This window comes from Vibrio sp. Of14-4, from assembly GCF_022347625.1.
GTDB classification, from domain to species: domain Bacteria; phylum Pseudomonadota; class Gammaproteobacteria; order Enterobacterales; family Vibrionaceae; genus Vibrio; species Vibrio pristinus.
This window is the reverse complement of sequence record NZ_JAKRGI010000009.1, coordinates 93,426-119,533: the sequence shown is the minus strand read 5'-3', so window position 1 is coordinate 119,533 and position 26,108 is coordinate 93,426. Positions and strand designations below refer to the sequence as shown.

At 43.4% G+C, this 26,108-nt stretch carries 24 protein-coding genes and 1 other RNA gene; 13 read left to right on the top strand and 12 right to left on the bottom strand.

Going from position 1 to position 26,108, the window contains the following annotated elements:
* Positions 1–34: 34 nt before the first annotated feature.
* The 4 genes from dnaJ to grpE form a co-directional block, all read right to left on the bottom strand.
* Complete coding sequence (dnaJ, locus tag MHN79_RS10840; RefSeq protein WP_239172900.1) at positions 35–1,183, bottom strand: molecular chaperone DnaJ; 1,149 nt, start codon at positions 1,181–1,183, stop codon at positions 35–37.
* Between the two features lie 189 nt (positions 1,184–1,372).
* Positions 1,373–3,289 carry a molecular chaperone DnaK gene (dnaK, locus tag MHN79_RS10835; RefSeq protein ID WP_152429727.1) on the bottom strand — a complete coding sequence of 639 codons (1,917 nt, stop codon included), beginning with the start codon at positions 3,287–3,289 and terminating at the stop codon, positions 1,373–1,375.
* Positions 3,290–3,529: 240 nt separating this feature from the next.
* On the bottom strand, positions 3,530–4,801 hold the full coding sequence (locus MHN79_RS10830; RefSeq protein ID WP_239172939.1) for a dicarboxylate/amino acid:cation symporter: 1,272 nt from the start codon (positions 4,799–4,801) through the stop codon (positions 3,530–3,532).
* 284 nt (positions 4,802–5,085) lie between these two features.
* A complete protein-coding gene (grpE, locus tag MHN79_RS10825) occupies positions 5,086–5,691 on the bottom strand; it encodes a nucleotide exchange factor GrpE (RefSeq protein ID WP_239172899.1) in 606 nt (201 codons plus the stop codon).
* Positions 5,692–5,836: 145 nt separating this feature from the next.
* Between grpE and nadK the strand changes: the two genes are divergently transcribed.
* On the top strand, positions 5,837–6,721 hold the full coding sequence (gene nadK / locus MHN79_RS10820; RefSeq protein ID WP_239172898.1) for an NAD(+) kinase: 885 nt from the start codon (positions 5,837–5,839) through the stop codon (positions 6,719–6,721).
* Positions 6,722–6,782: 61 nt separating this feature from the next.
* Here the strand turns inward: nadK and sodC are convergent, their stop codons facing one another.
* A complete protein-coding gene (gene sodC, locus MHN79_RS10815; RefSeq protein ID WP_275436242.1) occupies positions 6,783–7,292 on the bottom strand; it encodes a superoxide dismutase [Cu-Zn] SodC in 510 nt (169 codons plus the stop codon).
* 254 nt (positions 7,293–7,546) lie between these two features.
* On the opposite strand from sodC, the gene recN reads away from it, so the two are divergent.
* Positions 7,547–9,211 (top strand): DNA repair protein RecN, encoded by a 1,665-nt coding sequence (gene recN / locus MHN79_RS10810; protein ID WP_239172897.1) that lies wholly within the window; start codon positions 7,547–7,549, stop codon positions 9,209–9,211.
* A 168-nt stretch (positions 9,212–9,379) separates the two neighbouring features.
* Positions 9,380–9,742 (top strand): outer membrane protein assembly factor BamE, encoded by a 363-nt coding sequence (gene bamE, locus MHN79_RS10805; RefSeq protein WP_239172896.1) that lies wholly within the window; start codon positions 9,380–9,382, stop codon positions 9,740–9,742.
* Positions 9,743–9,845: 103 nt separating this feature from the next.
* Here bamE and MHN79_RS10800 read toward each other — a convergent pair whose 3' ends face one another.
* Both MHN79_RS10800 and MHN79_RS10795 read right to left on the bottom strand, forming a co-directional pair.
* Entirely contained in the window at positions 9,846–10,211 is a 366-nt protein-coding gene (locus tag MHN79_RS10800; protein ID WP_239172895.1) for an RnfH family protein, read from the bottom strand.
* Positions 10,201–10,644 carry an SRPBCC family protein gene (locus MHN79_RS10795; protein ID WP_239172894.1) on the bottom strand — a complete coding sequence of 148 codons (444 nt, stop codon included), beginning with the start codon at positions 10,642–10,644 and terminating at the stop codon, positions 10,201–10,203. Before MHN79_RS10795 ends, MHN79_RS10800 begins: the two co-directional genes overlap by 11 nt.
* A gap of 120 nt (positions 10,645–10,764) precedes the next feature.
* Between MHN79_RS10795 and smpB the strand changes: the two genes are divergently transcribed.
* From smpB to MHN79_RS10770, 5 genes are all read left to right on the top strand, one after another.
* Positions 10,765–11,250 (top strand): SsrA-binding protein SmpB, encoded by a 486-nt coding sequence (smpB, locus tag MHN79_RS10790; protein WP_114786504.1) that lies wholly within the window; start codon positions 10,765–10,767, stop codon positions 11,248–11,250.
* A 67-nt stretch (positions 11,251–11,317) separates the two neighbouring features.
* Positions 11,318–11,684: a transfer-messenger RNA gene (ssrA, locus tag MHN79_RS10785) on the top strand.
* A gap of 304 nt (positions 11,685–11,988) precedes the next feature.
* A complete protein-coding gene (locus MHN79_RS10780; protein WP_239172893.1) occupies positions 11,989–12,927 on the top strand; it encodes a hypothetical protein in 939 nt (312 codons plus the stop codon).
* Positions 12,911–13,339, top strand: a complete 429-nt coding sequence (locus tag MHN79_RS10775; RefSeq protein WP_239172892.1) for a hypothetical protein — start codon at positions 12,911–12,913, stop codon at positions 13,337–13,339. The genes MHN79_RS10780 and MHN79_RS10775 overlap by 17 nt, the downstream gene beginning before the upstream one ends.
* 372 nt (positions 13,340–13,711) lie before the next feature.
* Positions 13,712–16,156: a DEAD/DEAH box helicase family protein gene (locus tag MHN79_RS10770; RefSeq protein WP_239172891.1), complete on the top strand. Its 2,445-nt coding sequence runs from the start codon at positions 13,712–13,714 to the stop codon at positions 16,154–16,156.
* 219 nt (positions 16,157–16,375) lie between these two features.
* Here MHN79_RS10770 and MHN79_RS10765 read toward each other — a convergent pair whose 3' ends face one another.
* On the bottom strand, positions 16,376–16,744 hold the full coding sequence (locus tag MHN79_RS10765; RefSeq protein ID WP_239172890.1) for an elongation factor Ts: 369 nt from the start codon (positions 16,742–16,744) through the stop codon (positions 16,376–16,378).
* Positions 16,745–16,819: 75 nt separating this feature from the next.
* On the opposite strand from MHN79_RS10765, the gene MHN79_RS10760 reads away from it, so the two are divergent.
* Positions 16,820–16,987, top strand: coding sequence for a hypothetical protein (locus tag MHN79_RS10760; protein ID WP_239172889.1), 168 nt, complete (start codon positions 16,820–16,822; stop codon positions 16,985–16,987).
* A gap of 160 nt (positions 16,988–17,147) precedes the next feature.
* On the opposite strand, the gene MHN79_RS10755 is transcribed toward MHN79_RS10760, so the two are convergent.
* Positions 17,148–17,546 (bottom strand): hypothetical protein, encoded by a 399-nt coding sequence (locus MHN79_RS10755; RefSeq protein ID WP_239172888.1) that lies wholly within the window; start codon positions 17,544–17,546, stop codon positions 17,148–17,150.
* Positions 17,547–17,700: 154 nt separating this feature from the next.
* On the opposite strand from MHN79_RS10755, the gene MHN79_RS10750 reads away from it, so the two are divergent.
* The 3 genes from MHN79_RS10750 to MHN79_RS10740 are packed head-to-tail and all read left to right on the top strand — an operon-like array spanning position 17,701 to position 21,100.
* Entirely contained in the window at positions 17,701–19,191 is a 1,491-nt protein-coding gene (locus MHN79_RS10750; RefSeq protein ID WP_239172887.1) for an N-6 DNA methylase, read from the top strand.
* Positions 19,191–20,849 (top strand): restriction endonuclease subunit S, encoded by a 1,659-nt coding sequence (locus MHN79_RS10745; protein WP_239172886.1) that lies wholly within the window; start codon positions 19,191–19,193, stop codon positions 20,847–20,849. The genes MHN79_RS10750 and MHN79_RS10745 overlap by 1 nt, the downstream gene beginning before the upstream one ends.
* 2 nt (positions 20,850–20,851) lie before the next feature.
* Entirely contained in the window at positions 20,852–21,100 is a 249-nt protein-coding gene (locus MHN79_RS10740; protein ID WP_239172885.1) for a hypothetical protein, read from the top strand.
* A 22-nt stretch (positions 21,101–21,122) separates the two neighbouring features.
* On the opposite strand, the gene MHN79_RS10735 is transcribed toward MHN79_RS10740, so the two are convergent.
* Positions 21,123–21,464, bottom strand: a complete 342-nt coding sequence (locus tag MHN79_RS10735; RefSeq protein ID WP_239172884.1) for an ATPase — start codon at positions 21,462–21,464, stop codon at positions 21,123–21,125.
* A gap of 9 nt (positions 21,465–21,473) precedes the next feature.
* Positions 21,474–23,855 carry a S8 family serine peptidase gene (locus MHN79_RS10730; RefSeq protein ID WP_239172883.1) on the bottom strand — a complete coding sequence of 794 codons (2,382 nt, stop codon included), beginning with the start codon at positions 23,853–23,855 and terminating at the stop codon, positions 21,474–21,476.
* A 436-nt stretch (positions 23,856–24,291) separates the two neighbouring features.
* On the opposite strand from MHN79_RS10730, the gene MHN79_RS10725 reads away from it, so the two are divergent.
* Positions 24,292–25,053, top strand: coding sequence for a 1-acylglycerol-3-phosphate O-acyltransferase (locus MHN79_RS10725; protein WP_239172882.1), 762 nt, complete (start codon positions 24,292–24,294; stop codon positions 25,051–25,053).
* On the opposite strand, the gene MHN79_RS10720 is transcribed toward MHN79_RS10725, so the two are convergent.
* Entirely contained in the window at positions 25,040–26,014 is a 975-nt protein-coding gene (locus MHN79_RS10720) for a chemotaxis protein (RefSeq protein ID WP_239172881.1), read from the bottom strand. The genes MHN79_RS10725 and MHN79_RS10720 overlap by 14 nt on opposite strands.
* Positions 26,015–26,108: the final 94 nt, after the last annotated feature.

Below are 26,108 nucleotides of genomic sequence, written 5' to 3'. Positions count from 1 at the left end.
GCAATCTATGCAGGCTTTATAATCAGGCTAATACTTAGCTAGTCAGATCATCAAAAAACTTTTTGACGCCGTTGAAAAAGCCTTCTGATTTAGGCTTATGTTTGGTTGCGGCTTCACCGCCACAAGACTCTTCAAACTCTTTCAGCAAATCTTTTTGGCGATTACTTAGATTCACTGGCGTTTCGACTACCAACTTCACAATCAAGTCACCGACGCCGCCGCCACGAACGCCTTTAACACCTTTAGCTCGCATACGGAACATACGGCCAGTTTGCGTTTCAGTTGGTACTTTAAGGTTGACGCGACCATCTAATGTCGGCACTTCCACTTCACCGCCTAAAGCTGCCATTGCAAAGCTCACTGGTACTTCACAGTAAAGGTTGTTGCCATCGCGTTCAAAAATATGGTGTTCCTTGACATGTACTTGAACATACAAGTCACCCGCTGGCGCACCCATTTCTCCTGCTTCGCCTTCACCAGATAAGCGAATGCGATCGCCAGTATCTACACCTGCTGGGATCTTAACATTGAGTGTTTTGGTCTTCTGTTTACGGCCCTGACCGTGACATGCATTACATGGGTCTTTGACTACCTTACCTTTACCATGACAAGTAGGACAGGTTTGCTGAACGGCAAAGAAACCTTGACGCATCTGCACCTGACCGTGTCCATGACAAGTACCACACGTTTCTGGTGCTGAGCCTTTTTTCGCTCCGCTACCGTCACAAACATCACAGTTAACTAGAGTAGGAACTTCAATTTCTTTAGAGATACCACGCACAGCATCTTCCAGCGACAATTCCATGTTATAGCGTAAATCGGCACCGCGCTGCGCACGTTGCTGACCACCACCTCGACGACCACCGCCAAAGATATCGCCAAACACATCACCAAAAATATCGCCAAAGTCAGCACCAGCTCCGCCGCCACCGAAACCACCGCCACCCATGCCACCTTGCTCAAAGGCAGCATGACCATACTGGTCGTAAGCTGCTTTTTTCTGGGGATCAAGCAGGATTTCGTACGCTTCTTTTACTTCTTTAAATTTTTCTGCAGCAGACTCATCACTCTGATTACGATCGGGATGGAATTTCATTGCAAGGCGCTTGTACGCCTTTTTAATATCGCGCTCTGATGCATCACGGCCTACGCCTAATACTTCGTAAAAATCACGTTTTGACATTTTCTTCGTCACCAATTTATTACTGCAAACGACTTATTGTCGCTTGGTGTTTATATCACTCTAGATAAAAATTCGAGATCACAGTTTCGGGAACCATTATCTAGACTGACAAGTCAATTACAAACAGACGGGCGCATGAGTTACCCCAAACGCCCGCAATTATGCATTAAGCTAAGTCCGAGTTAAAACTTATTTTTTCTCGTCTTTCACTTCTTCAAACTCAGCATCAACAACATCGTCTTCTTGCTTAGGCTGTTCACCAGCTTCCGCACCTGCTGCTTGTTGTGCTTGAGCTTGTTGCTGAGCGATTTCCATTAACTTTTGAGAAGCTGTCATTAGCGCTTGAACTTTCGCATCGATCACTTCTTTATCGTCGCCACCTTTTGCTTCTTCAAGTTCAGAGATAGCCGCTTCGATTTTCTCTTTATCTTCTGCAGGCAAAGCCTCGCCTGCTTCTTCAACTTGCTTGCGAGTACCGTGGATCATTTGGTCAGCTTGGTTACGTGCAGTTGCTAACTCTTCGAACTTCTTGTCCGCTTCTTTGTTTGCTTCTGCTTCTTGAACCATTTTCTCGATTTCGTCATCGCTTAGACCGCCAGACGCTTGGATAGTGATCTTCTGCTCTTTACCTGTCTGCTTATCTTTAGCAGAAACGTGCAAGATACCGTCCGCGTCAAGATCGAAAGTTACTTCAATTTGAGGCATACCACGAGGCGCTGGCTGAATACCTTCTAGGTTGAATTGACCTAGAGATTTGTTGTACATAGCCTGCTTACGCTCACCTTGAAGAACGTGAATAGTTACCGCATTCTGGTTGTCTTCTGCTGTAGAGAAAACTTGGTTTGCTTTGGTTGGGATAGTCGTATTCTTTTCAACTAGTTTAGTCATCACGCCACCCATAGTCTCGATACCTAGAGACAGAGGCGTTACGTCTAGTAGAAGAACGTCTTTAACATCACCTGCTAGAACACCACCTTGAACTGCAGCACCCATAGCGACTGCTTCGTCAGGGTTCACATCTTTACGTGCTTCTTTACCGAAGAACTCAGCTACTTTAGCTTGAACCATTGGCATACGAGTCTGGCCACCTACTAGGATAACGTCAGTGATGTCACCAACAGAAAGATCAGAGTCAGCCAGAGCAACTTTTAGAGGCTCAAGAGAACGTTGTACTAGGTCTTCAACTAGAGATTCTAGTTTTGCACGCGTCACTTTAACATTCATGTGCTTAGGACCAGTCGCATCAGCAGTTACGTAAGGTAGGTTTACGTCTGTTTGTGAAGTAGAAGAAAGCTCAATCTTCGCTTTTTCTGCTGCTTCTTTAACACGCTGCATTGCTAGAGGATCGTTCTTAAGATCGATGCCTTGCTCTTTCTTGAACTCGTCAACCAAGTAGTTGATCATGCGGTTGTCAAAGTCTTCACCACCTAAGTGAGTGTCACCGTTAGTTGCTAGTACTTCGAATGTTTTCTCGCCTTCAACTTCATCAATCTCAATGATAGAGATATCGAATGTACCACCACCAAGGTCGTAAACCGCGATAGTACGATCGCCGCCTTGCTTGTCTAGACCATATGCTAGTGCAGCAGCCGTTGGCTCGTTGATAATACGTTTTACTTCTAGACCAGCAATGCGACCTGCATCTTTAGTTGCTTGACGCTGCGCATCATTGAAGTAAGCAGGAACTGTGATAACAGCGCCAGTTACTTCCTCACCAAGGAAGTCTTCAGCTGTTTTCTTCATTTTTTTCAGTACTTCAGCTGATACTTGAGGAGCTGCCATTTTTTGGCCTTGAGCTTCAACCCAAGCGTCACCGTTATCTGCCTTAACGATTTTATAAGGCATGATTTCGATATCACGCTGAACTTCTTCATCTTCGAAGCGACGACCGATTAGACGCTTGATAGCGAATAATGTGTTTTCAGGGTTGGTTACCGCTTGACGTTTTGCTGGCTGGCCTACTAGAGTCTCGCCATCAGTGTATGCAATGACCGACGCCGTTGTACGCTCGCCTTCTGCGTTCTCAATAACGCGAGGCTTGTCACCGTCAAGAACAGCAACACAAGAGTTAGTAGTACCTAAGTCAATACCAATGATTTTACCCATCAGGTTATCTCCGAATAAATTCTATTTTCGTTTTGCTATATCCCCTATGTGGGGATGGAGAATAGGGATTCAACCCTTATCCACAAACTAAAATAATTTTGTTTGTTTCACTTATGCCAAATAAATAGGGTCGCTAAATGTCTTTTCAAGGGGATAGTGAAAAAAAAATGAAAAAAAATTAAATATAAAAAACGAGACCATTGGCCTCGTTTTTCAATACTGGTATAAACAGATCAAGCTTTAAACATTCGCTTGCGCAGTTTTTACTTCCTGATCTTGTTTACCGATTTCACCTTCTGTTTTGGCAACAATGGTATTCACCGCTGTGTCACCAACAACATTTGAAGAAGTACAGAACATGTCATTAATACGGTCTACCGCCGCAATGATGGCTAAACCTTCTGGTGGTAAACCCAATTGGTGCAGCAAAACGCCAACCATAACCACGCCGCCACCAGGAACGCCGCCAGCACCAATAGACAAAAGAAGAATCGTCAAACCAAGGGTAAATACATCTGCGGTATTAATTGGTTGACCAAAAGCGTTGGCAACGAAAATAGTCGCAAGCGCAATGTAAATCGACACGCCAGACATATTCATGGTAGCGCCAAGTGGCACACCAAAACCTGCAACCGATTCCGATACTTTTAGTTTCTCGGTCAAGGTTCTCATTGTGACAGGGATAGTCGCATTCGAGCTTGCTGTTGATAGTGAGAACAGAATTTGCTCCCGAGTTGCACGAAGGAAAGTCTTAGGAGACGTGCCCGTTGCAATGCCTACCGCCATTGGATAGAAAACAAAGATCCAGAACACCAGCATGGCAATCACTAACGCCACATAACTCGCTACCGATGCTAGTGTGTGTGCATCCAATGTCGCACCTAGTTGAATCATAAGCGCAAAAACACCGTATGGCGCAAGGCTCATTACCAAGCCAACCAATTTCATCATGATCTCATTGGCTAACTTAAAGGTGCGAATGGCTGGGCCACCTCGTGAATCCAAAGCTTGGATTGCAAGACCAGTCAGAATAGCCATAAAAATGATTTGCAGCATGTCACCATTGGCAAATGCTTGAACAGGGTTGCTAGGAACAATATTAACAACGAGGGAGAAAATATCTGGTGTCTCTGTTGTTGTCAGTTTAACCGACTCTGAGATTGTACCCGCTAAATTGGCATCCGCACCAGGCTGGACAAGTAGACCTACCGTCAATGCTGCCGCAATCGCGATAATGGTATTGATGATGTAAAGTGCAAAAGTTTTACCACCAAGACGGCCGAAGGAAGTAATGTCTTTTAGATCAACGATACCACATACGATAGATACGTATACGAGAGGAACAACAAGAAGTTTGATCAATGATACAAACATCCCCCCTGCACCTTCCGCTGCGCCGAGTAGATATGTATCAAAAATAGCGACTCCGTTAAACAGGTACTGGATAGCAGTACCTATAAGTAAGCCTGCGAATAAGCCTACAAAAATTTTGCTCGATAGAGATTTGTCCATCATGCATCTCCGAGATGTTGTGTATGTATTTTATGGTTTTATAATTTAATCCGCCCATTAAAGTGACGGAAGTCGCACATAATACACACAACGATAACAAAATAAAGCCGTTGTTTACGTTAATGTTACATATATCCAATAGGAAATTTATTTTCTTATCATTAGCTACAGAGAAATAATTCAATAAATCAATACATTCGATGCTTATCTTGCCAATAATCTAGGGCAATAAAAAAAGAGAGGCATGAGCCTCTCCTTCAAATAATAAGAATAAGCTTTGATTATTATTTCGACACCATCACCATGGCCGGACGAATAACTCGACCATTCAGCTCGTAACCTTTTTGCATCACAAACATAACCGTGTTTGACTCATGGTCTGGGCTTTCTTGAATCGACATTGCTTGGTGCATTTCAGGATTGAATATCTCACCTTCAGGGTTGATTTCCTTAAGGCCAAATTTACCCACAGCATCAACAAAGGTTTTATGAGTGAGCTCAACACCTTCAATAATTGGTTTAACCGCTTCATTTTCAGCGTCTGCTGATTGAATAGCACGCTCTAGGTTATCGATAACAGGAAGTAACTCTTCAGCAAACTTGTTTAACGCATATTTGCGGGCTTTGTCGATTTCCGTTTCAGTACGACGACGCATATTTTCAACTTCAGCTTTAGCACGTAGTACAGAATCTTGCTGATCCTTTAGCTTAGCTTCACTAGAGAGCAGAGCCGCTTCAAGTTGCGCAACCTTTGAATCTTGCTCAAGGTTTTCTGTCTCTTCGTTCCATTCGATATCAGCTTCACTACCTACAACTTCGGCTTCAATATCTTGTACCGTATCTTGCTGCTGTAGTTCATCTTGGTTAATTTTGTTTTCTTCGTTGCTCATGATATCTCCAGAATCTAATTCCATCTGCATCTAAATCGTCACGTTTATTACTCTTTAGACACATAAAAATTCGCATAAATAGCTAACTTGCCATTATTATGGGGATGAAGATTGTCGAATCAAGCCTATTTAGTGCGGAAAACCTATGAAAAAGCCTTTTGAAGTGATCGCCATCATTGGTAAACCCAGAAATCAGCAAGCAATTCAAACTCATAGAGACTTATATAACTGGCTCAAATCCGAAGGGTATAAGGTTTTTATTGACGACCGACTCGCCGATATTCTCAGCGATATACCACGAGAAGATTTTTCAAGTCTGATTGAGCTGGGTAAAGCGGCTGATCTGGCGATTGTCGTTGGTGGTGACGGCAATATGTTGGGGGCGGCAAGAGTGCTATCTCGATTTAAAATTTCAGTTATTGGGGTTAATCGTGGCAGCCTAGGTTTTTTAACCGACCTCAACCCTGAAGATTTCCAAGCCGCATTGAAAAATGTCTTAGACGGTGAGTTTATTGTTGAAGAACGCTTTTTACTTGAAGCGGAAGTGCATCGCCACGGCCAAGTAAAAAGTCACAATGCAGCATTAAATGAAGCCGTACTTCACCCTGGGCAAGTCGCCCATATGATTGAATTTGAAGTGTATATAGATAAAAGCTTTGCTTTCTCTTTACGTGCGGATGGATTGATAGTGTCGACCCCAACAGGTTCGACCGCTTATTCTCTATCTGGTGGAGGACCGATTCTTTCTCCAAGCCTCAATGCTATTTCTCTGGTGCCAATGTTTCCACATACGCTTTCCAGCCGGCCTTTGGTTGTTGACAGTAAACGCCGAATCAGACTTGTAGTGTCGCCGGAAAACAGAGGAACTCAAGAAGTAAGCTGCGACGGGCAAGTCTCTCTACCTGTATCACCGGGCGATGAGATTCATATTTATCAAAGTCCCAATACGTTAAATTTAATTCACCCGAAAGATTACAGCTATTATCATGTACTGAGAAACAAACTAGGTTGGTCAAGCCGATTGTTTTAGAAGACCAATTAGATAAACAACCAAGGTTAGTATATTCACTAACCTTGGTTGCAAATAATCGTTATTTAATCACACCACACACAATTCTGGCGCCACCGCCACCAAGAGGTGCTGGATGATCAGAATGGTTATCACCACCCGCGTGAATCATAAGCGCACGATTTTTTACATCAGTCAGTTGTACTCGTGGAGCTAACACTGGCTGAGTTGCCATACCTTTACTGTCAACGTAGAGCGCTGGCAAATCGCCAAGGTGATTATCGTCAGTCCAAGGCGTTCCATGCTTACCGGTTTGTTTAGGATCGTAGTGACCACCAGCTGCGCCGCCTAACACTGTCTTGCCATCTTTACTAATGCTGTCACATGAAGCGTTCGCGTGAATATGAAATCCATGTAAGCCTGCTGGCAAGTCGCTCAAATTGGGCGTAAAAACCGTTCCGTAAGCTGTTTGCTCAAGTGAAACACTACCGACGGATTTGCCCGAATTGAGGTCGATCATTTCTACGTCAGTGGTATTGGCAAAAGCGGTAGCCGAAAACATCATCAGCGCAGCAAGTTGTGTTTTATACATGAGGTATTCTCCCATTTTCTTATTTGTGTAAGGCAAAGCGACTTTGCTCATAGGCTATTGATATAAACTTCACCAACTATAACGTCTGCACCATCAGCTCGTGAAATCAAAACCACCTATTAATAACATAGGCAACAACAATGGTCCTGATAATGACAAAACGAAAATAATTTGATTTACTCCTCTTTACTGTATAAAGAAACAGTATATACTGTTTCTTTATACAGTATTAGTAATTCAAACAGGTGTGAAAGATGCTGGCTCATTTAAGTGTTAATAACTTTGCCATTGTTAAGTCGCTACAGCTTGAACTTTCTAAAGGCATGACAACCATTACAGGCGAAACTGGCGCAGGTAAATCGATTGCTATCGATGCGCTTGGCTTATGTTTAGGCGGTAGAGCAGATGCCAGTATGGTGAGACAAGGAGAAGAAAAAACCGAAGTCAGCGCAGCCTTTACCCTAGAGGATAATATCAATGCAACGCGCTGGCTTGAAGATAATGACTTACTTGATGGTAACGACTGTATCTTGCGCAGAGTCATCAGTAAAGAGGGCCGCTCAAGGGCTTTTATTAATGGCAGCCCTGTTCCTTTGTCACAACTTAAAAGTCTCGGGCAATTACTAATCAACATTCATGGCCAACATGCTCATCATCAATTAATGAAAGGTGATCATCAAATGGCAATGCTAGACCAATATGCTGGGCACGGAAATCTATTAAAAAATACTCGTAATGCTTATCAAATTTGGCGCCAAGCAGATAATCATTTAAAACGGCTCAAAGAAAATAGCGCAGCTAACTTAGCGCAAAAACAACTCCTTGAATATCAAATCAAAGAGCTTAATGAGCTCTCTCTTGACGAGGGTGAATATGAACAACTCGAACAAGAACACAAGCGATTATCCAACAGCGGAGAGTTGGCCACCATTTGCCAACAGGCCATCGAACTTATATACGAAGGTGAAGAAGTTAATGCGCTTGGTATTCTCCAATCAGCCAACCACTCCTTAGTTCAGTTGGCCGAGCTAGATAACACGCTTACTCAACTTCCTGATATGCTCTCAGAAGCTATTATTCAGATTGAAGAAGCGAACCGAGAGCTGCGTAGCTACATGGATAACATTGATGTGGATCCAGCGCGAATGAACTACGTCGAGGAACGTTTTTCAAAAGTCATGTCAATGGCACGTAAGCACCATGTTCTACCGAGTGAGCTCTATCAGCATCATCAAGATTTACGAAACCAAATCGCTGACCTTGATTGCTCAGATGAAAAGCTGGATGAATTGCACCAAGATGTTGAAGAAGCTTATCAAGGCTTTGTTAAAAGCGCAGAAAAGCTCAGTAAGTCTCGCTGCCGCTACGCAAAAGAGCTCAACAAGCTAATTACCACAAGCATGCATGAGCTAAGCATGGAAAAAGCGCAGTTTTGTATCCAAGTTGATAAACAAGATACACATCCCTCGCCGCTTGGCATCAATACTGTATGTTTCTTGGTATCAACCAACCCTGGTCAACCCCTTGAGCCGATTGCTAAAGTCGCATCAGGCGGAGAACTATCACGCATATCACTTGCCATACAGGTCATTACCGCGCAAAAAGTCGATACTCCAAGCCTGATTTTTGACGAAGTGGATGTAGGGATCAGCGGCCCAACAGCGGCCGTGGTTGGCAAAATGCTGCGCACGTTAGGAGAGTCAACCCAAGTTCTCTGTGTCACTCATTTACCGCAAGTAGCAGGCTGTGGCCACCAGCAGCTCTTTGTTGCTAAGCAAACCAAAGCAGGTAAAACGGAGACACAAATGCGCGCATTGGATAACGAGCAAAGAGTCTCAGAACTCGCCCGATTACTCGGTGGGAGTGAGATCACCGAATCAACCATTGCCAATGCGAAAGAGCTTCTGATTGCAGCTTAACATCCCCACTCAAGGTAACAGTACCATGGAAATTTGGAACGAGTTTGCAACTTAATTCAAAAATCACGGTCTGAAACAGTTCAAAACAAGATGAGCTTTTTACTTTAGCGCTCAGCTTGTTTATTATCAGCCCAATTAAAGAAATTTCCGTTACAAGAATTGATTCATATGCAAATAAAAAAGTGGCTTGTTATTGCGCTTCCACTCTCAATGACACTGTTAACAGGCTGTTCTTTACTAGAGAAGCTTGTATACCGGATTGATATCAATCAAGGTAACTATGTAGAGCAAAAAGCCGTTGATAAATTGAAATTTGGCATGACCAAAGAGCAAGTTCGCTTTGTGTTAGGTTCGCCTATGCTCGTTGAAAATGGTTATCCAAATACTTGGTACTACATTGATCATCAGACCGAAGGCCACCAAGATTCGGTGCAAAAGAATCTTATCGCTCGTTTTAACGATGAAGGTAAACTGGTCAATATTGATGGTGACTTTGCGCCAAGCTCAGACTTCTTTGAGCAAATACATTAAGCTCACCATTTAAATGACTCTAAAAATAAAAGGGTTGAAGTATAAACTTCAACCCCTTTACCTTAAATAAGATTAATTGGCTATTTCGCTAAGCACAAAATAGTTATGACTCAGGTGCGCTTTCTTTTCTCAGAGGGTTTTGTTTTCCACCCGTGACAGGATCTGCATTACCTGCTTGTTTGGCTTGCTCGGCTCGCTTACGGCGAATATCTTTCGGGTCCGCAAGAAGAGGACGATAAATTTCTATTCGGTCTTTATCTCTTACTGTTGCATCAAGCTTAATATTACGACTAAACACACCGACTTTATTTACCGACAAATCCACTTCAGGATATTGCTCTAATACTCCAGACTGGCGAATAATCTCTTCAACCGTCATCGCGCGGTTAACTACCAAGGTATAGACACGCTGCTCGTGTGGCAAGGCATAAACCACTTCCACATGGATCATTTCAGACTCAATACTCATAGCACGAATACACCTGTTTTGCGCGCTGGGTAAATGCATTCACCATATTATTGGTCAACTCACTAAAGATTTTACCAAACGCTAATTCAACCATCTTACTTGAAAATTCAAACTCCAGTTTGAGTTCGACTTTACATGCTTTTTCATCCAAAGCGGTGAAAAACCAGCCCCCTTTAAGGGTTTTGAATGGCCCATCAACAAGGCTCATTAAAATAGCTTCACCCGGAACCAACTGATTTGAAGTCGTAAAGGTTTTACTTATTCCCGCTTTCGAAACATCAACAGAAGCTACCATCGCAGATAAACTCGACTCAATAACCTTAGAACCGGAACATCCTGGTAGAAATTCTGGATAACTGGCCACATCATTGACTAGGTCAAACATCTGCTGTGCACTAAATGACACCAAAGCCGAACGACTGACTTGCTTCATAAAGATTCCTCGTCATACATGCCAAAACAGCTGGCATATATCAATTTTACTTTTATTTTTGCCTTTAGCGCAAATAAAGGGATTTCTTATCTTAGCGCCTGACCGTATAATGGCTCCATTATGGCAAAGAAAAAATCAAAACAAAAAGCGGGTAGCAATACCATCGCGCTCAACAAAAAAGCTCGCCACGAGTATTTCATTGAAGATGAAATCGAAGCTGGCATGGAGCTACAAGGGTGGGAAGTGAAAGCCCTTCGCCAAGGTAAAGCCAATATTTCTGAAAGTTACGTATTTATGCGTGACGGTGAAGCCTTTGTGAGTGGCATGACAATCACTCCTCTTAATCAGGCATCGACGCATGTTGTCGCCAATCCGACACGTGTGCGAAAACTTCTTATGAGTCGTCGCGAACTGGATAATTTACTAGGACGCATCAATCGCGAAGGCATGACATTAACAGCGCTCTCGCTCTACTGGTCACGCTCTTGGGTGAAGATCAAAATCGGTGTGGCTAAGGGTAAAAAGCTTCACGACAAACGAGACGATCTGAAAGACAAAGATTGGCAGCGCCAGAAAGCTCGAGTAATGAAGAGTTCACTGCGCTAATCTTAACCACTTAAACGCATAGCGCTAGACAGTACGCCTGTTTCTGGTACTATGCAAATAACACTTTGGGGCTGATTTAGGATTCGACAGGAATTTTGCAGTCTAAGGTGCATGCCGTGGGGCGGTTGGCCACGTAAAAAGCCGCAAAAAAATAGTCGCAAACGACGACAAATTCGCACTAGCAGCTTAATAACCTGCTCAGAGCTCTCTCGCCCTAGCTTCCGCACGTAAGACGGGGACCAACGAGAGATCAAACCCAAACGCGCTAGCCCGGATTCTCCCGCCTGAGAGATGAACGGCGAAATTTAATTCAGGATAGTCATTTACTGGCGTGTCGGTTCGCAGGTACTTGGTGAAATTAAAGATCGACTAAGCATGTAGTACCAAAGATGAATGGTTTTTGGACGCGGGTTCAACTCCCGCCAGCTCCACCAAACGTTTGGAAAGGCCCAACTCAACAGAGTTGGGCCTTTTTGTTTTCTACATTGATTTGACCATTTCCCAATATTCGGGCTTTTATAACAGCTCAAATTCAAGCTCATCATCACTTTAGGGTAAAATACTAACTCATAAAGGTGTGTAATAGATGTTGCAGTAAATATATTTAGTATGTCATTTTGAGCTTTTTACTAGGCAATATGGTTTACTGGGTAGTTAACTTATCCCATATCCTAAACTAAGTTATAAATACATGAAATTACTGGTATCCTTGCATTTATTTTATTAACCAATATTCGTATGAGATACCAATCTTCACCTTACTCTCCCGAAGAAAGGCCAGAAACCACAAAAGAAAGAGCTGAACGTCAACGCCAAGAACGAAGAGCTGAATTAACCTACACAGCCAAAGATTACAAACGTTGGGCCGAGAACAGAGAGCGAGTTCTTAAAGATAGAGAAAAAGCCGGACTGAGTATTACAAGCCAAGGATTAAAGGCACCTCAACTTCTGAGCAATTCTATTGGTCTGCAATGCTCCTTAGAAGAGGAGATGGCTAAAAACCACCAGCATGTTTTGATCACCGATTTAGAAGATGCTCACAAGGTTTTACACAACGTTTGGCTTGAAGCAGGGCGTGACACTGCGGCGATTGCAGTCAGTATTAGTGCCGCTAAATCTTGGTTTAATCACACTGAACCTCTTTTTGACGCTCACTCGATTGCCAAACAGTTTGGCGATATGGGAATTAAAGCGGATTTGATCGAAAGCAAAGGTAAAACTTTTGTCGCCTTTTCGGGTACTGACAAAAACGGTAAAGCTCTAAAACACGCGTTTGTTAACAGTACGCGCATTAATATGAATGGCAAAAAATATCCCCTAAATTCATTCAAATCGATGCAAGCTGGCTTTAGCCCCAAAGCACGAGCAGCGAACTTTAAGGGAGCTGGAGCACTAACTTTCGTAGTATCTGCCAGTATCGCAACCAGCGATTTAATATTTAAAGATGATTACCATCTTGTCGATTGGTTTGGTAATGTCGGCTCTGATATGTTCAAAGCTTTGATACAGTTCGGCGCTGGTGAAGCCGCATTGTTTGCTGTCGCAACAATGGGAGGAACGATTTTAGTGGGTGCTTTAGTCTGTGCTGCCGCGTACATCGCGATTGAATTAATATGGAGTGAATATCAAGTATCAAATAAAATTGTAAAGGAGTTAGAGAATGCTACCCAAGGCTAAGATTAGGATAGCCATAACCTTTACATGGATGTTCTTTTTTCCTATTTGGGCTTATGTCTCTTCTGTTGTACTTGACGATTACTTTGATTTATTAAACAACGCAGATAAGGTTCAAGTTTCCATCATCACTTTATGGCTCCCCGTCGGGTTTCTAGGAGTATTATTATATTTGTTATGCATGACTCCTAAAGCGTTTTGGCTTGGACGAAAAATCAATGAAATTTATCAGCCGAAAACGATAAAAGTCTGGAATAAAATCATGATCACCTTTGCGCTATTAGGCATAGCCTTTGCTGTAGGATGGACCTACTACAGCCTCGATTTATTAGATCGTTCTGGTTATGTCTATAGCCGTGACTTAACAAAAATCACGCCGACAGGTATACATCTAATCTATGTGAAGTCTCGATAGAGCAGTCATTTTTAAATAGGCCGAGGTCAACCCAGCGGCGAGCGGGTACAAGCAAATATCCCCTAGTGGGGATAAAGTGGAAATTATCCTCACTAGAGGATATTAAGAAGTCGCATATTCATAGAGGTCCGACGCCAATGATATATAGTCCAAAACAATTAGCAGACATAATGTTACTCACACGTCAAAAGAATGGCTGGACACAATCAGAAAATAGCAAACAAGATTTAGCAAAATAAACGGTCCTTCTATCTCCCCCATCTTTTCAAAACATAACGTTACATATTTTATTTATGAGTGAGTGTGATTTTTATTCATATGCACTCTTTGGTATAGTCATGAAAATGCATTTGTATTGAGCTGGCTAATCGCATGAAATCGTCAATAAATAAGTCAAAGTTATCTGAAACCGACATCATCACGAAATTCATTCTTCCTGCTATCAAAGGTGCGGGATGGGATGATATGTCGCAGATTCGTCAAGAGGTAAAACTACGTGATGGTAAAGTCATTGTTCGTGGTCAGGCAGCAGCGAGGAAAAAAGTTAAGTCGGCAGACATAGTTCTGTACCATAAACCGAGCATGCCTCTAGCCGTTGTCGAAGCTAAAGCCAACAAGCATGAAATCGGTAAAGGTATGCAGCAAGGACTAGATTACGCCAGCTTACTTGAAGTCCCTTTTATCTTTGCCTCAAATGGCGACGGTTTTATATTCCATGATAAAACCAACCCAGATCAACTAGAAACTGAAATCCAACTTGAAGACTTTCCAACTCCTCAGCAATTGTGGAACAAATACTGTGTTTGGAAAGGCTACAAGGCCGAACACCTTTCAGTCATTACTCAGGATTATCATGATGATGGCAGTGGTAAGTCTCCCCGCTACTACCAACTTCAAGCAATCAATAAAACTGTCGAAGCGATAGCAGCAGGCCAAGACCGTGTACTATTGGTTATGGCAACGGGCACAGGGAAAACGTACACCGCATTTCAGATTATTTGGCGTCTTTGGAAGTCCAGAGCCAAAAAACGCATTCTGTTTCTTGCGGATAGAAACATTCTCGTCGATCAAACCAAGACTAATGACTTCCAACCCTTTGGCACAGCGATGACCAAAATTACTGGTCGAAATGTCGATCCTGCTTACGAAATCCATCTAGCTCTGTATCAAGCCCTGACTGGTTCAGAAGAACACCAAAAAGCATACAAACAGGTCGATCCCGATTTCTTTGATCTTATTGTTGTTGACGAGTGCCATCGTGGCAGTGCCGCTGAAGACAGCGCATGGCGCGAGATTCTTGAGTATTTCGGTTCTGCCACTCAAATAGGGCTAACCGCGACACCAAAAGAAACCAATATTGTGTCTAACTCAGAGTACTTTGGCGATGCCATTTATACCTACTCTCTAAAGCAAGGTATTGAAGACGGTTTCTTAGCCCCTTACAAAGTCGTTCGGGTGGATATCGATGTAGATTTACAGGGCTGGAGGCCAACAAAAGGACAAGTCGATAAACATGGTGAAGTCATCGAAGACAGGATCTATAACCAGAAAGACTTCGACAGAACCATGGTCATTGATGAGCGAACAGAACTGGTTGCACAGACCATCACCAGCTACCTTAAGCGCACCGACCCCATGGCGAAGACCATTGTTTTCTGTAATGACATTGACCATGCAGAACGTATGCGCCGAGCACTAATCAACTGCAATCCTGAGCAAGTTACTAAGAATGAAAAATACGTAATGAAAATTACTGGTGATGATGAAGTCGGCAAAGCTCAGCTTGATAACTTCATTAACCCCAAAAAGGCTTACCCTGTTATCGCGACCACATCAGATCTTATGACAACAGGTGTTGATGCAAAAACTTGTAAACTGGTTGTTCTTGACCAGGGCATTCAGTCGATGACCAAGTTTAAGCAGATCATCGGTCGCGGTACTCGTATTGATGATCGTTACGGAAAGCTATGGTTTACCATTCTCGACTTCAAAAAGGCGACTGAGCTGTTCGCTGATGAGCGCTTTGATGGCGTCCCTGAACGAGTTAAAGAGACAAAACCAGAAGACTTCGATACCGATGAAGGACTCGATGAGATCATCGATGGTGAGGATGAGCTTGAACAAGATGATCCATTTGAAGGGGAAGATATCGACCCTGAAAGCATCCAAGAACCAGAAGCTCCATACGACTCAGGTTCATCTCCTTCTGACGGTAGCAATGCCGATGATGATTGGCAGGATGAAAACCGAGTTAGAAAGTTCCATGTCAACGGTGTAACGGTGAAAGCCATTGCTGAACGTGTTCAATACTACGATGCTGGCGGAAAACTCGTAACCGAATCGTTCAAAGACTATACCCGCAAAACGATGGCAAAGCAGTTCACCTCCATGGATGACTTTGTTAAGCGTTGGCAAAATGCCGATAAAAAGCAAGCAATCATCGATGAACTGGCAGAGGAAGGCATCATCTGGGAAGCATTAGAGCTAGAAGTAGGCAAAGATCTCGACCCATTCGATATGATTTGTCATGTCGTGTATGACCAACCAGCACTCACCAGAAAAGAGCGGGCTGAGAATGTTAAAAAGCGCAACTACTTCACTAAGTACGGTGAAACGGCTCAGCAGGTGTTGAACAACTTACTAGACAAGTACGCAGATGAAGGCGTTCAAGAAATTGAGAATATTCATGTACTCAAAGTTAAGCCTTTTGACGAGATGGGACGTCCTGCTGAGATCGTCAAAAAGTGCTTTGGCGGAAAAGATCAATACTTAGAAGCGATTTATGAGTTGGAAGCTGAGATCTATCATTCAGCTTAAGTGCTCGCTGCACAAAAGAGTCATATTGACGACCAATATTAAATCGACAATATTTCAATACAACAGTGCCCAGCCCCCTGCTTCTGCCATTACCTTAATTGGTAACTTTGGAATCAAGGCTGGGCGTTCTCGTTTACGTAGCTAGAAAAGTCAACATCGATACTATCAAAACCTATAAATCACCCATCAAGCACTAACACGATGATTAGAAAAGAGACTTCAATCTGGTTGTTTTCTTTCATCCAACCAACTGGATATCTCTGCTAACCCTGCAAGCGAGTTCTCATTCAAGCATCTATGGTTAACGTATTTTGGAACCACGACATCAAGCCCTAATGCAACAAAATCTGGATGTTCTGAAATCACTTTTACATACTGGTCAAGCCTACCCTCTGGGGTAGATTCCCTTTGTAACTGCTTCTTGAGAACTTCTCGGAACTTACGAATTTCCTCAGAGGAAGCATCATCTATATCTTCATATTCAGAACACTGAAGTTCTTCATAAAGAACATCGGCCAGTTGCTTATGGCTCCAGCCCAACTCATCCAACATGGTTCGAATTTGCTGTTGTTTTTGGGCTGTCCCCATTTGTCCCTACCCTACTAGTTACTATGCAATGGTCTCAGCGGAGACAAGCATTCAATTAACGAAAAGGAAAATATTATGTCTAAAAACAAAGCACCAATGATCCCAGAAGCCGCTGCTCGCGTTCAAGCGAATCAAGCGAATCAAGCGAATCAAGCAAAACAAAATGGCGGACAAGTGTCTAAAGATTCATTCGCTGCCCGTGCACAACGCGCTGCTGCTAACAATCAAAACCAAGGTAAGTAAGGCGCAATATGATAACAAAACCAAGTTCAGCACCAAAGTCAGCCCCTAAGGGCAATCCGAATTACCCAAGTACAACGGGTAAGCCATCAGGCGAAGGTCGTGGTAATACACCTAAACGCTAGAACTAACCAGAGGCAGCCGTCGCTGCCTCATTTTCTATCTAAAAACAGCCTTTGGCGTTCAACTTAAAATTACTTAAAAACAACTGCTGATCCGATTTATAGTCTGAATACGGTACAGATTTTTCCGTTTCTGCAAGAGCGCATAAACACGTTTCTCGCTTACTCTCATACCAACTCATCGAAATCATATTTTTTGACGAGTTTATGCAGGTATCGACGATGGCGTACTCCACTTCGAGTGGGTAACGGTCTTCATCTAAAGCGGCGTTAACCTTGTATCCACCGATAGCGCCAACGAACAAAGCAGTACTCGCTGACATTAACTTACGCTTGCTGAACTTGAAGCCTATAAAATTTTTCTCACACTCTTTACAAGCAATATTTTCCGCAAATTCTATGTCATTATCTGTCTGGCAATGTGGGCATTCTATCTTCATCACTTCTATCCAACTTATTGCTTTATCCTAATTTCCTATCAATATCTATTAAACCACAAATACCCACCTGGCTTCATATACTCAAGTTCACTTTTCTAATTTCAATTCTGCTATAATCTGCCCCAATTTTTCAGTCAGTTAGTAGTAGAACTCCATGTCAATCAGTTCAGTTATCAAGTCTATTCAAGACATCATGCGTAAAGATGCAGGTGTTGATGGTGACGCGCAGCGTCTAGGCCAAATGTCGTGGCTTTTATTCCTTAAAGTGTTTGATGCTCAAGAAGAAGAGCTAGAGTTCGAGTTAGATGATTACCGCGAACCCATCCCAGCCAAGTACCTATGGCGTAACTGGGCGGCAGATAACCAAGGCATTACAGGTGATGAGCTGCTGGAGTTCATCAATTATGACCTATTCCCGACATTAAAAAACTTAACCGCACCGAAAGACACCAACCCACGCGGTTTTGTGGTGAAAGAAGCCTTTAGTGATGCCTTCAACTACATGAAAAATGGCACACTGCTGCGCCAAGTGATTAACAAGCTCAACGAAATCGACTTTACTGACTCTAAAGAACGCCACCTATTTGGTGATATCTATGAACAAATCCTACGCGACCTTCAAAGCGCAGGTAATGCAGGTGAGTTCTATACCCCTCGTTCAGTGACTCGTTTTATCGTCAACAGACTGGATCCAAAGCTAGGTGAACAAATTATGGATCCCGCTTGCGGCACGGGCGGATTCCTAGCGTGCTCGTTCGATCACGTTAAAGAGAACTACGTGACAAGCGCAGCCGATCACCAAACTCTGCAAAAACAAATCCATGGTGTAGAGAAGAAACAACTGCCACATTTGCTGTGCATCACCAATATGATGCTCCACGGCATCGAAGTCCCTGTGCAGATTAAGCATGGCAACACGCTTAACAAGCCGCTTTCAAACTGGGATAGCAATATCAATGTGATTGCGACTAACCCACCGTTTGGCGGCACGGAAGAGGACGGGGTTGAAAAGAACTTTCCTGCCGAAATGCAAACTCGTGAAACCGCCGATCTGTTCTTGCAGCTGATTGTCGAAGTATTAGATAAAGAGGGTCGCGCTGGTGTGGTATTGCCTGATGGCACCTTGTTTGGTGAAGGTGTAAAAACCAAAATTAAAAAGATGCTGACACAAGAGTGTAACCTGCACACGATTGTTCGCTTACCTAATGGCGTGTTCAACCCATACACGGGCATTAAGACCAACATTCTGTTCTTTACCAAAGGCCAACCGACCAAAGACGTGTGGTTCTATGAGCACCCTTACCCAGAAGGCGTGAAGAACTACAGCAAAACCAAGCCAATGAAGTTTGAGGAGTTCCAGCAAGAGATCGATTGGTGGGGCAACGAGGCAGATGGATTCGCTAGCCGTATCGAGACCAAGCAAGCTTGGAAAGTGTCGATTGAAGATATTATCGAGCGCAACTTTAACCTCGATATTAAAAATCCGTATCAGGACGAAGTCGTCAGCCATGATCCTGAAGAATTACTGGCGAGCTATCAACAGCAGCAACAAGACATTAAAGCACTGCGTGAACAACTGAAAGGCATTCTCGGCGATGCGCTTAGCTCTACCATTCAAGGTAAAAAGCAAGGTGGAGCACAATAATGGCTTTAGAAAACCTGATCACCGAGCATATTGATATTTGGACTTCCGCAGTAAAGACCAAATCGACCTCTGGTCGAGGTAGCAGCAAGAAGCTAGAACTATACGGTGTTAAAAAGCTGCGTGAGCTGATTCTGGAATTGGCTGTGCGAGGCAAGCTTGTTCCTCAAGATCCTAATGATGAGCCTGCTTCAGTGCATCTCAAACGCATCGCAGAAGTAAAGAGTGAGTTGATAAGTAACAAAGCCATACGAAAAGCTAAAGTTGCGAAACAAAGCGATATGCCTCCAGCAAACTTTGAAACACCAAAAGGTTGGTCAGCTCCAATACTAGAGAACCTAGTTATAAATAGCTCTGATAATATTGTTGACGGCCCTTTTGGCTCCAAGCTAAAGGCCACTGAATACGTGGACAGCGGAGTTCCTATAATTCGTATTCAGAATGTAGATCGAAATCAGTTTAAGAACAATGGACTTCAATATCTAACTGTTCAGAAGGCAGAGGAACTTCATCGACATAGCTTTGTGTCAGGCGATATCGTCATAAACAAATTGGGAGAGCCAACAGGGAAGGCATGTATAGTTCCTCAACAACTCGAATATGGCATAGTAGTCGCAGATATTGTCAGAATTAGATTAGACTCAGAAATCGTCAATGAGCACTATTTAACCTTGGCGATCAACTCACCATTTGTAGCGAATCAATTTTCGGGACTAGCAAAAGGGGTTACCCGCCAACGTGTGAACCTATCTCAGATAAGAAGCTTGACTATTCCAGTTCCTCCATTGAAAGAACAGGAAAGAATATATGAAAGATTCAATAAGTTAATGTTGCTCTGCGACCAACTAGAGCAACAAACCGAAGCCAGTATTGAAGCGCATCAAGTGCTAGTAACAACCCTGCTGGGCACGCTCACCAACTCTGCCGATGCTGACGAGTTAATGCAAAACTGGGCGCGAATCAGTGAGCATTTCGATACCTTATTCACTACTGAAGAAAGTATCGACCAGCTTAAACAAACCATTCTACAACTGGCGGTGATGGGTAAGTTGATTCATTTCGGAGCTGATCCCATGGAAACTTACGTTATGGATGTAATCTCTTTTGGACCACGAAATGGACTTTCTCCTAAAGAGGTACAGGTTGATACTGGGATTAAGGTTTTGAAACTAGGAGCAACCTCTTACGGTAGTCTTAATTTAGATGAATCCAAATCAGTTGATGTTGATATTGAAAAAACGTCACACCTTTGGTTAAAAAAAGGAGATATCCTAATTCAACGAGGAAACTCCGCAAATTACGTTGGATGTAACTGTTTAGTCAAGGAAGATGTATGCGACGTAATTTATCCAGATCTAATGATGAAAATTCGCCCATCAAAAACTGTTTCATCCGAGTTTCTTTCAACATGGCTATCATCACCAATGGCAAGAGAGTTTATGTGGACAAGGATGACAGGTACTTCTGGGACAATGCCAAAAATTAGTAAAAAGGTTGTTGAAGCAATACCTATCATTGTTCCATCAAGGAAAATACAAGACATAATTGTTTCAAAAGTTGAAGAGCTTTTTGCTATTTGCGATTTACTGAAACAGTTAATCTCAGAAACTCAACAAACACAGAGTCAGCTTACGGATACAATTGTCGAACAGGCGATATAATCATGAGTCTTTACAATATCGCCAATAAAAACCTCACCGCACTAACACCGACCACTTTTGCAGCCGAAGGGCTGCAAGAGCGGCACGATCTACAAGAAGCGCTGAAAGGCTGTATTGATGCCATCGCACCTGATTGTTTGGTGATATCATTTTTATGCGCATTAAAAAGTGCAAATCAACACTTTTATGCGCATAGAATTGTATTGAAAAGTTGTAATTTAAAGGGCAAGACTAAAAACTCCGTCTGCTGAGGACAACAAGGCCACTCCAAACCTATTGCGAATACAGCTGCCGAATCGGTTCTGGCTCGATGTAATCTATCCACTCATTGCCTTCGAGCTGTTTGAGCTTATCTTCAGGCCCTGCTACCACTAACACTTGCAGATCATCGAGCGAATCGAGAATTTCTAACTGTTTGATTTGCAAAAGCTCTCGAACTGGTTGCTGCTTTCCTTGATGGTATTTGACGTAAAACCTAGACGGCTCGCTTTCCATCTTTGCCAATTGGCTGTCTTTAGACATTGGATCTTGGCCTGCTGCCAGTGTTATCACTGGCAGGCAGAGCGAGATGAGAACACAACCTATGGTGCATATTGTGACCATCCTATTTCTCATATTCTCTCCTTATTCTGAAGGCAAAGTATCAAAAGATATCGCCCAGCGGTTAATCTGCCCGGTATGCCAAGAAGAATTATCGACCGCTTTTAGCTTCCAGATCCCTTGTGAATCTGAGCCAGTAAAGTCTTTTTGATACGTCTCTTTAATTGCTTCAAGCACGCCTCCAGTTTTACTGTGTAACACAACTTCTTGACCAGAAGGAGATTCTAACGTGAGCTGCAAATCACCAATATAGCCATGGCTGATATCAACCTCGATAGACACTAAACCGGCATCGCCCGAGCGCTCGACATCAATCTCACTGCTAACGCCCGCTTCACTTTGATCTGGAATATCGATGACATCTTCATTGCTATAGTATGTAGGCGCCGTGTCGGTCGAGTCTTGCCCATTATGAGTGGCGAGCAAAGTCACCCCTTGATACGATTTGTAGCCGTATATTAGTACTTGGTATGTGCCTGCTTCTCTCACATCCAAAGAGCAAGCCTCGCTATTGCCTTCTTCAATTGATTTACAATCATTACTGCTTTTTGTCGGTATACCGCTGCGACGCACATACATATCAACATCGCCCGTGCCACCACTAAGCTCAAAAGTTACCTCTGTTGCATTCTCCGGAACGTCAAAGGTGTATATTTCGCTGGATTTACTCTCTCCAAATAATTCCTGCTTAGCCACACCATTAACCAGCACTTTATCTCCAGCATCAGGGCCGCTACAACCTATCTCCAAATACTCCTTAGCCGCTTGTGCATTCACTAATCCATAGCCGGTTAGGTTGTCTCTACCTTGATCTTCAAGATCGGTCGCTGTGACAGTCAGCGCTCGTCGTACTTGCTGAGCCGTACATTGGGGATGATAGCTCCATACCAAGCCTGCAATGCCCGAAACATGAGGCGCCGCCATAGATGTGCCATTGTAGTATTGATAATCCTCACCTGTAGTCACTTTGAGCGTCACATTCTCACCCACTTTCTCTGCCAGCTCTAACCCAAGTTGGCGATCGACGGTCACTGACACCAAACGATACTCATCATCATCGTCGAGTAAAAAGGGATTTTGTAGCCCAGAAAGCGCTTTATTACTGAACACAATCGCCGCTTTGGCGCCAGCCTGATAACAAGCTTTAACTGGCTCAATCTCAGGCCTTACGTCAGGGCTTTGGTTAACAATACGCTCGGTGAGACATATTTTGTCAGACATATCGCCACAATCGTAGCTACCAGAGGACACGTCACACAGAGCAAGAGGCGCGGTGACACTGCCTTCGATAGGATCGGGTCTGTATGGGTCAAGCGGATTGGCTGGAACTCTATGTACCTTACGGTTATGAGGTACAACGCCTCGCTCAAAATAGTGACCATCACTCGAACGAATGTCGGCAAGCACGCCCTCACCCATGGTAACTGTTGATAAGATAGCAACGCCTGGCGCCGCGATATCCACTTGATCTGTGGCTTGTGAAAATGCCGCATGATGATTTTGATTGTCCACTGCTGCAATCGACATCACAGAATCGTAAGATGCTGGGTAGCTGTGAGCGGTATTGCCGCCATTGCCAGACGCAGCAATCAAAAGTACGCCATCATCATACAGAGATTGCAGAACATCACGCTCTGTTCGGCTGGCAATACTGCCTCCTAAACTCATGTTCACCACGTTCGCGCCATTGTCAGCGCAGGTTTGAACCGCTTTCACAAAGCTTGATGAATAGCCCCAACCAGATTCGTTAAAGACTTTAACAATATGAAGATTCACATTTTGGTTGGGAAGTATGCCTTTCACTCCCTCACCATTGGCCATTGCGGCTATGATGCCAGCTACGTGAGTTCCATGCGCATTACCTGTCCCCGGGTATTTCCATGATCCTGTGCCACTATCATCGGTGCCGCTGACTCGGTTGCCACTAAGATCGTGATGCGTCATATCGTAGCCAGAATCGATAATGCATATGGTTCGATTACCAGCATTCTCATCGCTCAACACCTGCGCATTAACCGCGGTGTATCCCCAAGGTATGGTTTCACTGAGCAAGTAACGAGGTGGGTCGACCTCAACATAATCCACTTGCTTATGCTTTTCTAACTTAGCAACTTGCTGTTGATCCATTTCCACACTAAACATCGAAGCGCCACTCAAGGTTTCAATTTCTCGCGCACTGGCTTGCTCAAGTACCGCTTGATTAGACTGAGCAGCAGCGCGGGGAGAAACCGCCATTCGCATCGGTGAAGGAGGATTATCTTTAAACTTGACGATGTATTTTGTTGGAAGATTAGCCTGATTAAGCTCCGCCACTTCTGCTGCTGCATTAAATGTGAAGCCAGCCATTGCCACTGTCATTGATGAAAGGAAACACATTCCTTTGTTTTTATTTATCATGTTGTGCATATGCTCTGATCCTTTTGAGCTATTTTTATTGTTTTGTTCTCCTGAGTGGTCCGTTTATGAACATATCAGGAGACTCCTAGCTATATAGGACGCTCACAAAACAACCAACACTTTATAAAATCCGAGAGCCATAAAACTCTAGGCAATCTATAAAACAACTAAATCAGTTAACATCAAACCATTCAAGATCAAAAAAGTGAGACATAAATCAACAAAAAGTGGATAATGACAACAATAAGTCGAGCTTTTATTCCATAAATGAGTCACTAAGTTTCTCAAAAACAAACCAAATCACAGCTCTACTTTTGCCTCACAAAGGCCATGTTTAAAACAAACTCGCTTAGAAATACCTTAATGTGGTTAAATAGAGACTAAGCGATAGCTGCCCGATAGAGACTGTCAGTGTGCAGCGTTTATATTCGATGAGGAAAGTCATTTGCTTGCTATTATTCGCCTGATTCTGGCTGCTGTATTTATTGTCTTTACGACACTATTTGCCTTGGTCTATTGTTTGTTTAGCCCAAGAAATCCAAAGCATGTGTATTTTTTCTGTCGCTGGTTTAATCAGCTACAAAGAATTGTTGGCGTAAAGCTGATACATAGAGGGCTTGAGAATGCACCAACACCAGAGAAAAGCGTGTATATTTCTAATCACCAAAGCATCTATGATTTTGTTACAGACCCTGGAATGTTAAGGCCAAGAACCGTCTCTCTTGGTAAAAAAGATCTGCTTTGGCTACCTTTCTTTGGCCAGCTGTATTGGATAACTGGAAACATCCTTATCAATAGAGAGAACAAGTCTCAAGCGAGAGATACCATCAAACAAGTCGCTGAGGCTATCCATCAAAGAGATTTATCGGTTTGGGTCTACCCAGAAGGAACTCGTAGTAAAGGCCGAGGTTTATTGCCGTTTAAAACAGGCGCGTTCAGAATGGCCATTGAAGCTGGCGTGCCTATTACGCCAATGTGTGTCAGCACAACGCACAATAAGATTAACCTTAACCGAAGAAACAACGGCATTGTGATTGCCGAGATGCTAGAACCTATTGATGTGTCGAATTACAAATTGGAAGATGCTCGCAAGCTGGCGCTGCATTGCCACCAGTTGATGTCAGCCAAAATAAACGAGCTGGACAAAGAAGTTGCCCAGCTCGAAGAAGAAATATCACGTAGCGATAAAGTCGTTACTTTAAAATAAACTGATCCATCAGGGCCACCATGCGGCCAATTTCAGGTTTGGTTAGGGTGTCATTGGCACCCAAAGCTAACGCTTTTTCTCGGTTATCATCACTCATTAATGACGAGAACATTACAATCGGCATTTCTTTGTAAACATCCGATTCACGCAATCTCTTCACTAAGTGCATACCATCCATACGCGGCATTTCCACATCACTGACTACCGCGTCGACGAATTCTGTCACAGGGACGTCTTCTTTCTTCGCCGCTTCCGCAAGTTCTAGCAGTTTCTCATGCGCTTCCCCGCCGTCTTTACAAGCAATAATGTTATAACCAGCAGAGCTCAGAGTATCTTGGATAAGGCTACGAATGAAGGCGGAGTCATCCACCACCATGATGGTTTTAGCATTCCGTTTGGTGATCATTTTTTGGTTAAGATCAACACTCTTATCCGCAGTAACATCGTATTTTTCCATACTCAGTTCAGGGTTAATGTCAGCGATGATCTTTTCAAAGTCGAGGATCATGATAAGGTTCTGATCTTTGCGCACTACCGCGACAACGCAGTCCTGCTCACCCGCTTCAAGGAACTGGCTGGGAGACTCAACATCGTTCCAAGAGATCCTGTGGATGCGACTGATGCTGTCGATTAGAAATCCATTGGTCATACGGTTAAAGTCAGTGACAATCACAAACTTCTTGTCAATCTCCTTACTGGTTGGCACACCGAGCCAGCCTGCCAAATCGACCAAAGGAGTGAGTATATCTCGGGATGAAAATACCCCTATCATGTGCGGCTGAGCATTAGGATAATCCGATGTCTCGGGAACTTGAATAACTTCGCGCACTTTGGCCACGTTAATGCCGTAATAACAGGTTTTTTTCGAGCCATCTGGCATCTGTTTTTCCAAATGAAACTCGATGATCTCAAGTTCATTTGTGCCACTTTCTGTAAGAATTGTACTGCTTGAAGTGCTCATAATGGGTTTTACTCATTCTCGGTATCAATTACATGTACGTTGGGTCATCTCAAGCCCACGTAACTACCTTCATTGTGCTACTCCACCATTTACC

Coding starts and splice junctions, on each gene's coding strand:
- bamE (WP_239172896.1), top strand. CDS start 9,380: ATGCAAATAAAAAAGTGGCTTGTTATTGCGCTTCCACTCTCAATGACA.
- MHN79_RS10830 (WP_239172939.1), bottom strand. CDS start 4,801: ATGGACAAATCTCTATCGAGCAAAATTTTTGTAGGCTTATTCGCAGGC.
- MHN79_RS10780 (WP_239172893.1), top strand. CDS start 11,989: ATGAGATACCAATCTTCACCTTACTCTCCCGAAGAAAGGCCAGAAACC.
- MHN79_RS10750 (WP_239172887.1), top strand. CDS start 17,701: ATGTCAATCAGTTCAGTTATCAAGTCTATTCAAGACATCATGCGTAAA.
- MHN79_RS10740 (WP_239172885.1), top strand. CDS start 20,852: ATGAGTCTTTACAATATCGCCAATAAAAACCTCACCGCACTAACACCG.
- dnaK (WP_152429727.1), bottom strand. CDS start 3,289: ATGGGTAAAATCATTGGTATTGACTTAGGTACTACTAACTCTTGTGTT.
- nadK (WP_239172898.1), top strand. CDS start 5,837: ATGAAAAAGCCTTTTGAAGTGATCGCCATCATTGGTAAACCCAGAAAT.
- MHN79_RS10800 (WP_239172895.1), bottom strand. CDS start 10,211: ATGAGTATTGAGTCTGAAATGATCCATGTGGAAGTGGTTTATGCCTTG.
- MHN79_RS10765 (WP_239172890.1), bottom strand. CDS start 16,744: ATGGGGACAGCCCAAAAACAACAGCAAATTCGAACCATGTTGGATGAG.
- MHN79_RS10730 (WP_239172883.1), bottom strand. CDS start 23,855: ATGCACAACATGATAAATAAAAACAAAGGAATGTGTTTCCTTTCATCA.
- MHN79_RS10770 (WP_239172891.1), top strand. CDS start 13,712: ATGAAATCGTCAATAAATAAGTCAAAGTTATCTGAAACCGACATCATC.
- MHN79_RS10745 (WP_239172886.1), top strand. CDS start 19,191: ATGGCTTTAGAAAACCTGATCACCGAGCATATTGATATTTGGACTTCC.
- smpB (WP_114786504.1), top strand. CDS start 10,765: ATGGCAAAGAAAAAATCAAAACAAAAAGCGGGTAGCAATACCATCGCG.
- sodC (WP_275436242.1), bottom strand. CDS start 7,292: ATGTATAAAACACAACTTGCTGCGCTGATGATGTTTTCGGCTACCGCT.
- dnaJ (WP_239172900.1), bottom strand. CDS start 1,183: ATGTCAAAACGTGATTTTTACGAAGTATTAGGCGTAGGCCGTGATGCA.
- MHN79_RS10795 (WP_239172894.1), bottom strand. CDS start 10,644: ATGAAGCAAGTCAGTCGTTCGGCTTTGGTGTCATTTAGTGCACAGCAG.
- MHN79_RS10720 (WP_239172881.1), bottom strand. CDS start 26,014: ATGAGCACTTCAAGCAGTACAATTCTTACAGAAAGTGGCACAAATGAA.
- recN (WP_239172897.1), top strand. CDS start 7,547: ATGCTGGCTCATTTAAGTGTTAATAACTTTGCCATTGTTAAGTCGCTA.
- grpE (WP_239172899.1), bottom strand. CDS start 5,691: ATGAGCAACGAAGAAAACAAAATTAACCAAGATGAACTACAGCAGCAA.
- MHN79_RS10775 (WP_239172892.1), top strand. CDS start 12,911: ATGCTACCCAAGGCTAAGATTAGGATAGCCATAACCTTTACATGGATG.
- MHN79_RS10735 (WP_239172884.1), bottom strand. CDS start 21,464: ATGAGAAATAGGATGGTCACAATATGCACCATAGGTTGTGTTCTCATC.
- MHN79_RS10760 (WP_239172889.1), top strand. CDS start 16,820: ATGTCTAAAAACAAAGCACCAATGATCCCAGAAGCCGCTGCTCGCGTT.
- MHN79_RS10755 (WP_239172888.1), bottom strand. CDS start 17,546: ATGAAGATAGAATGCCCACATTGCCAGACAGATAATGACATAGAATTT.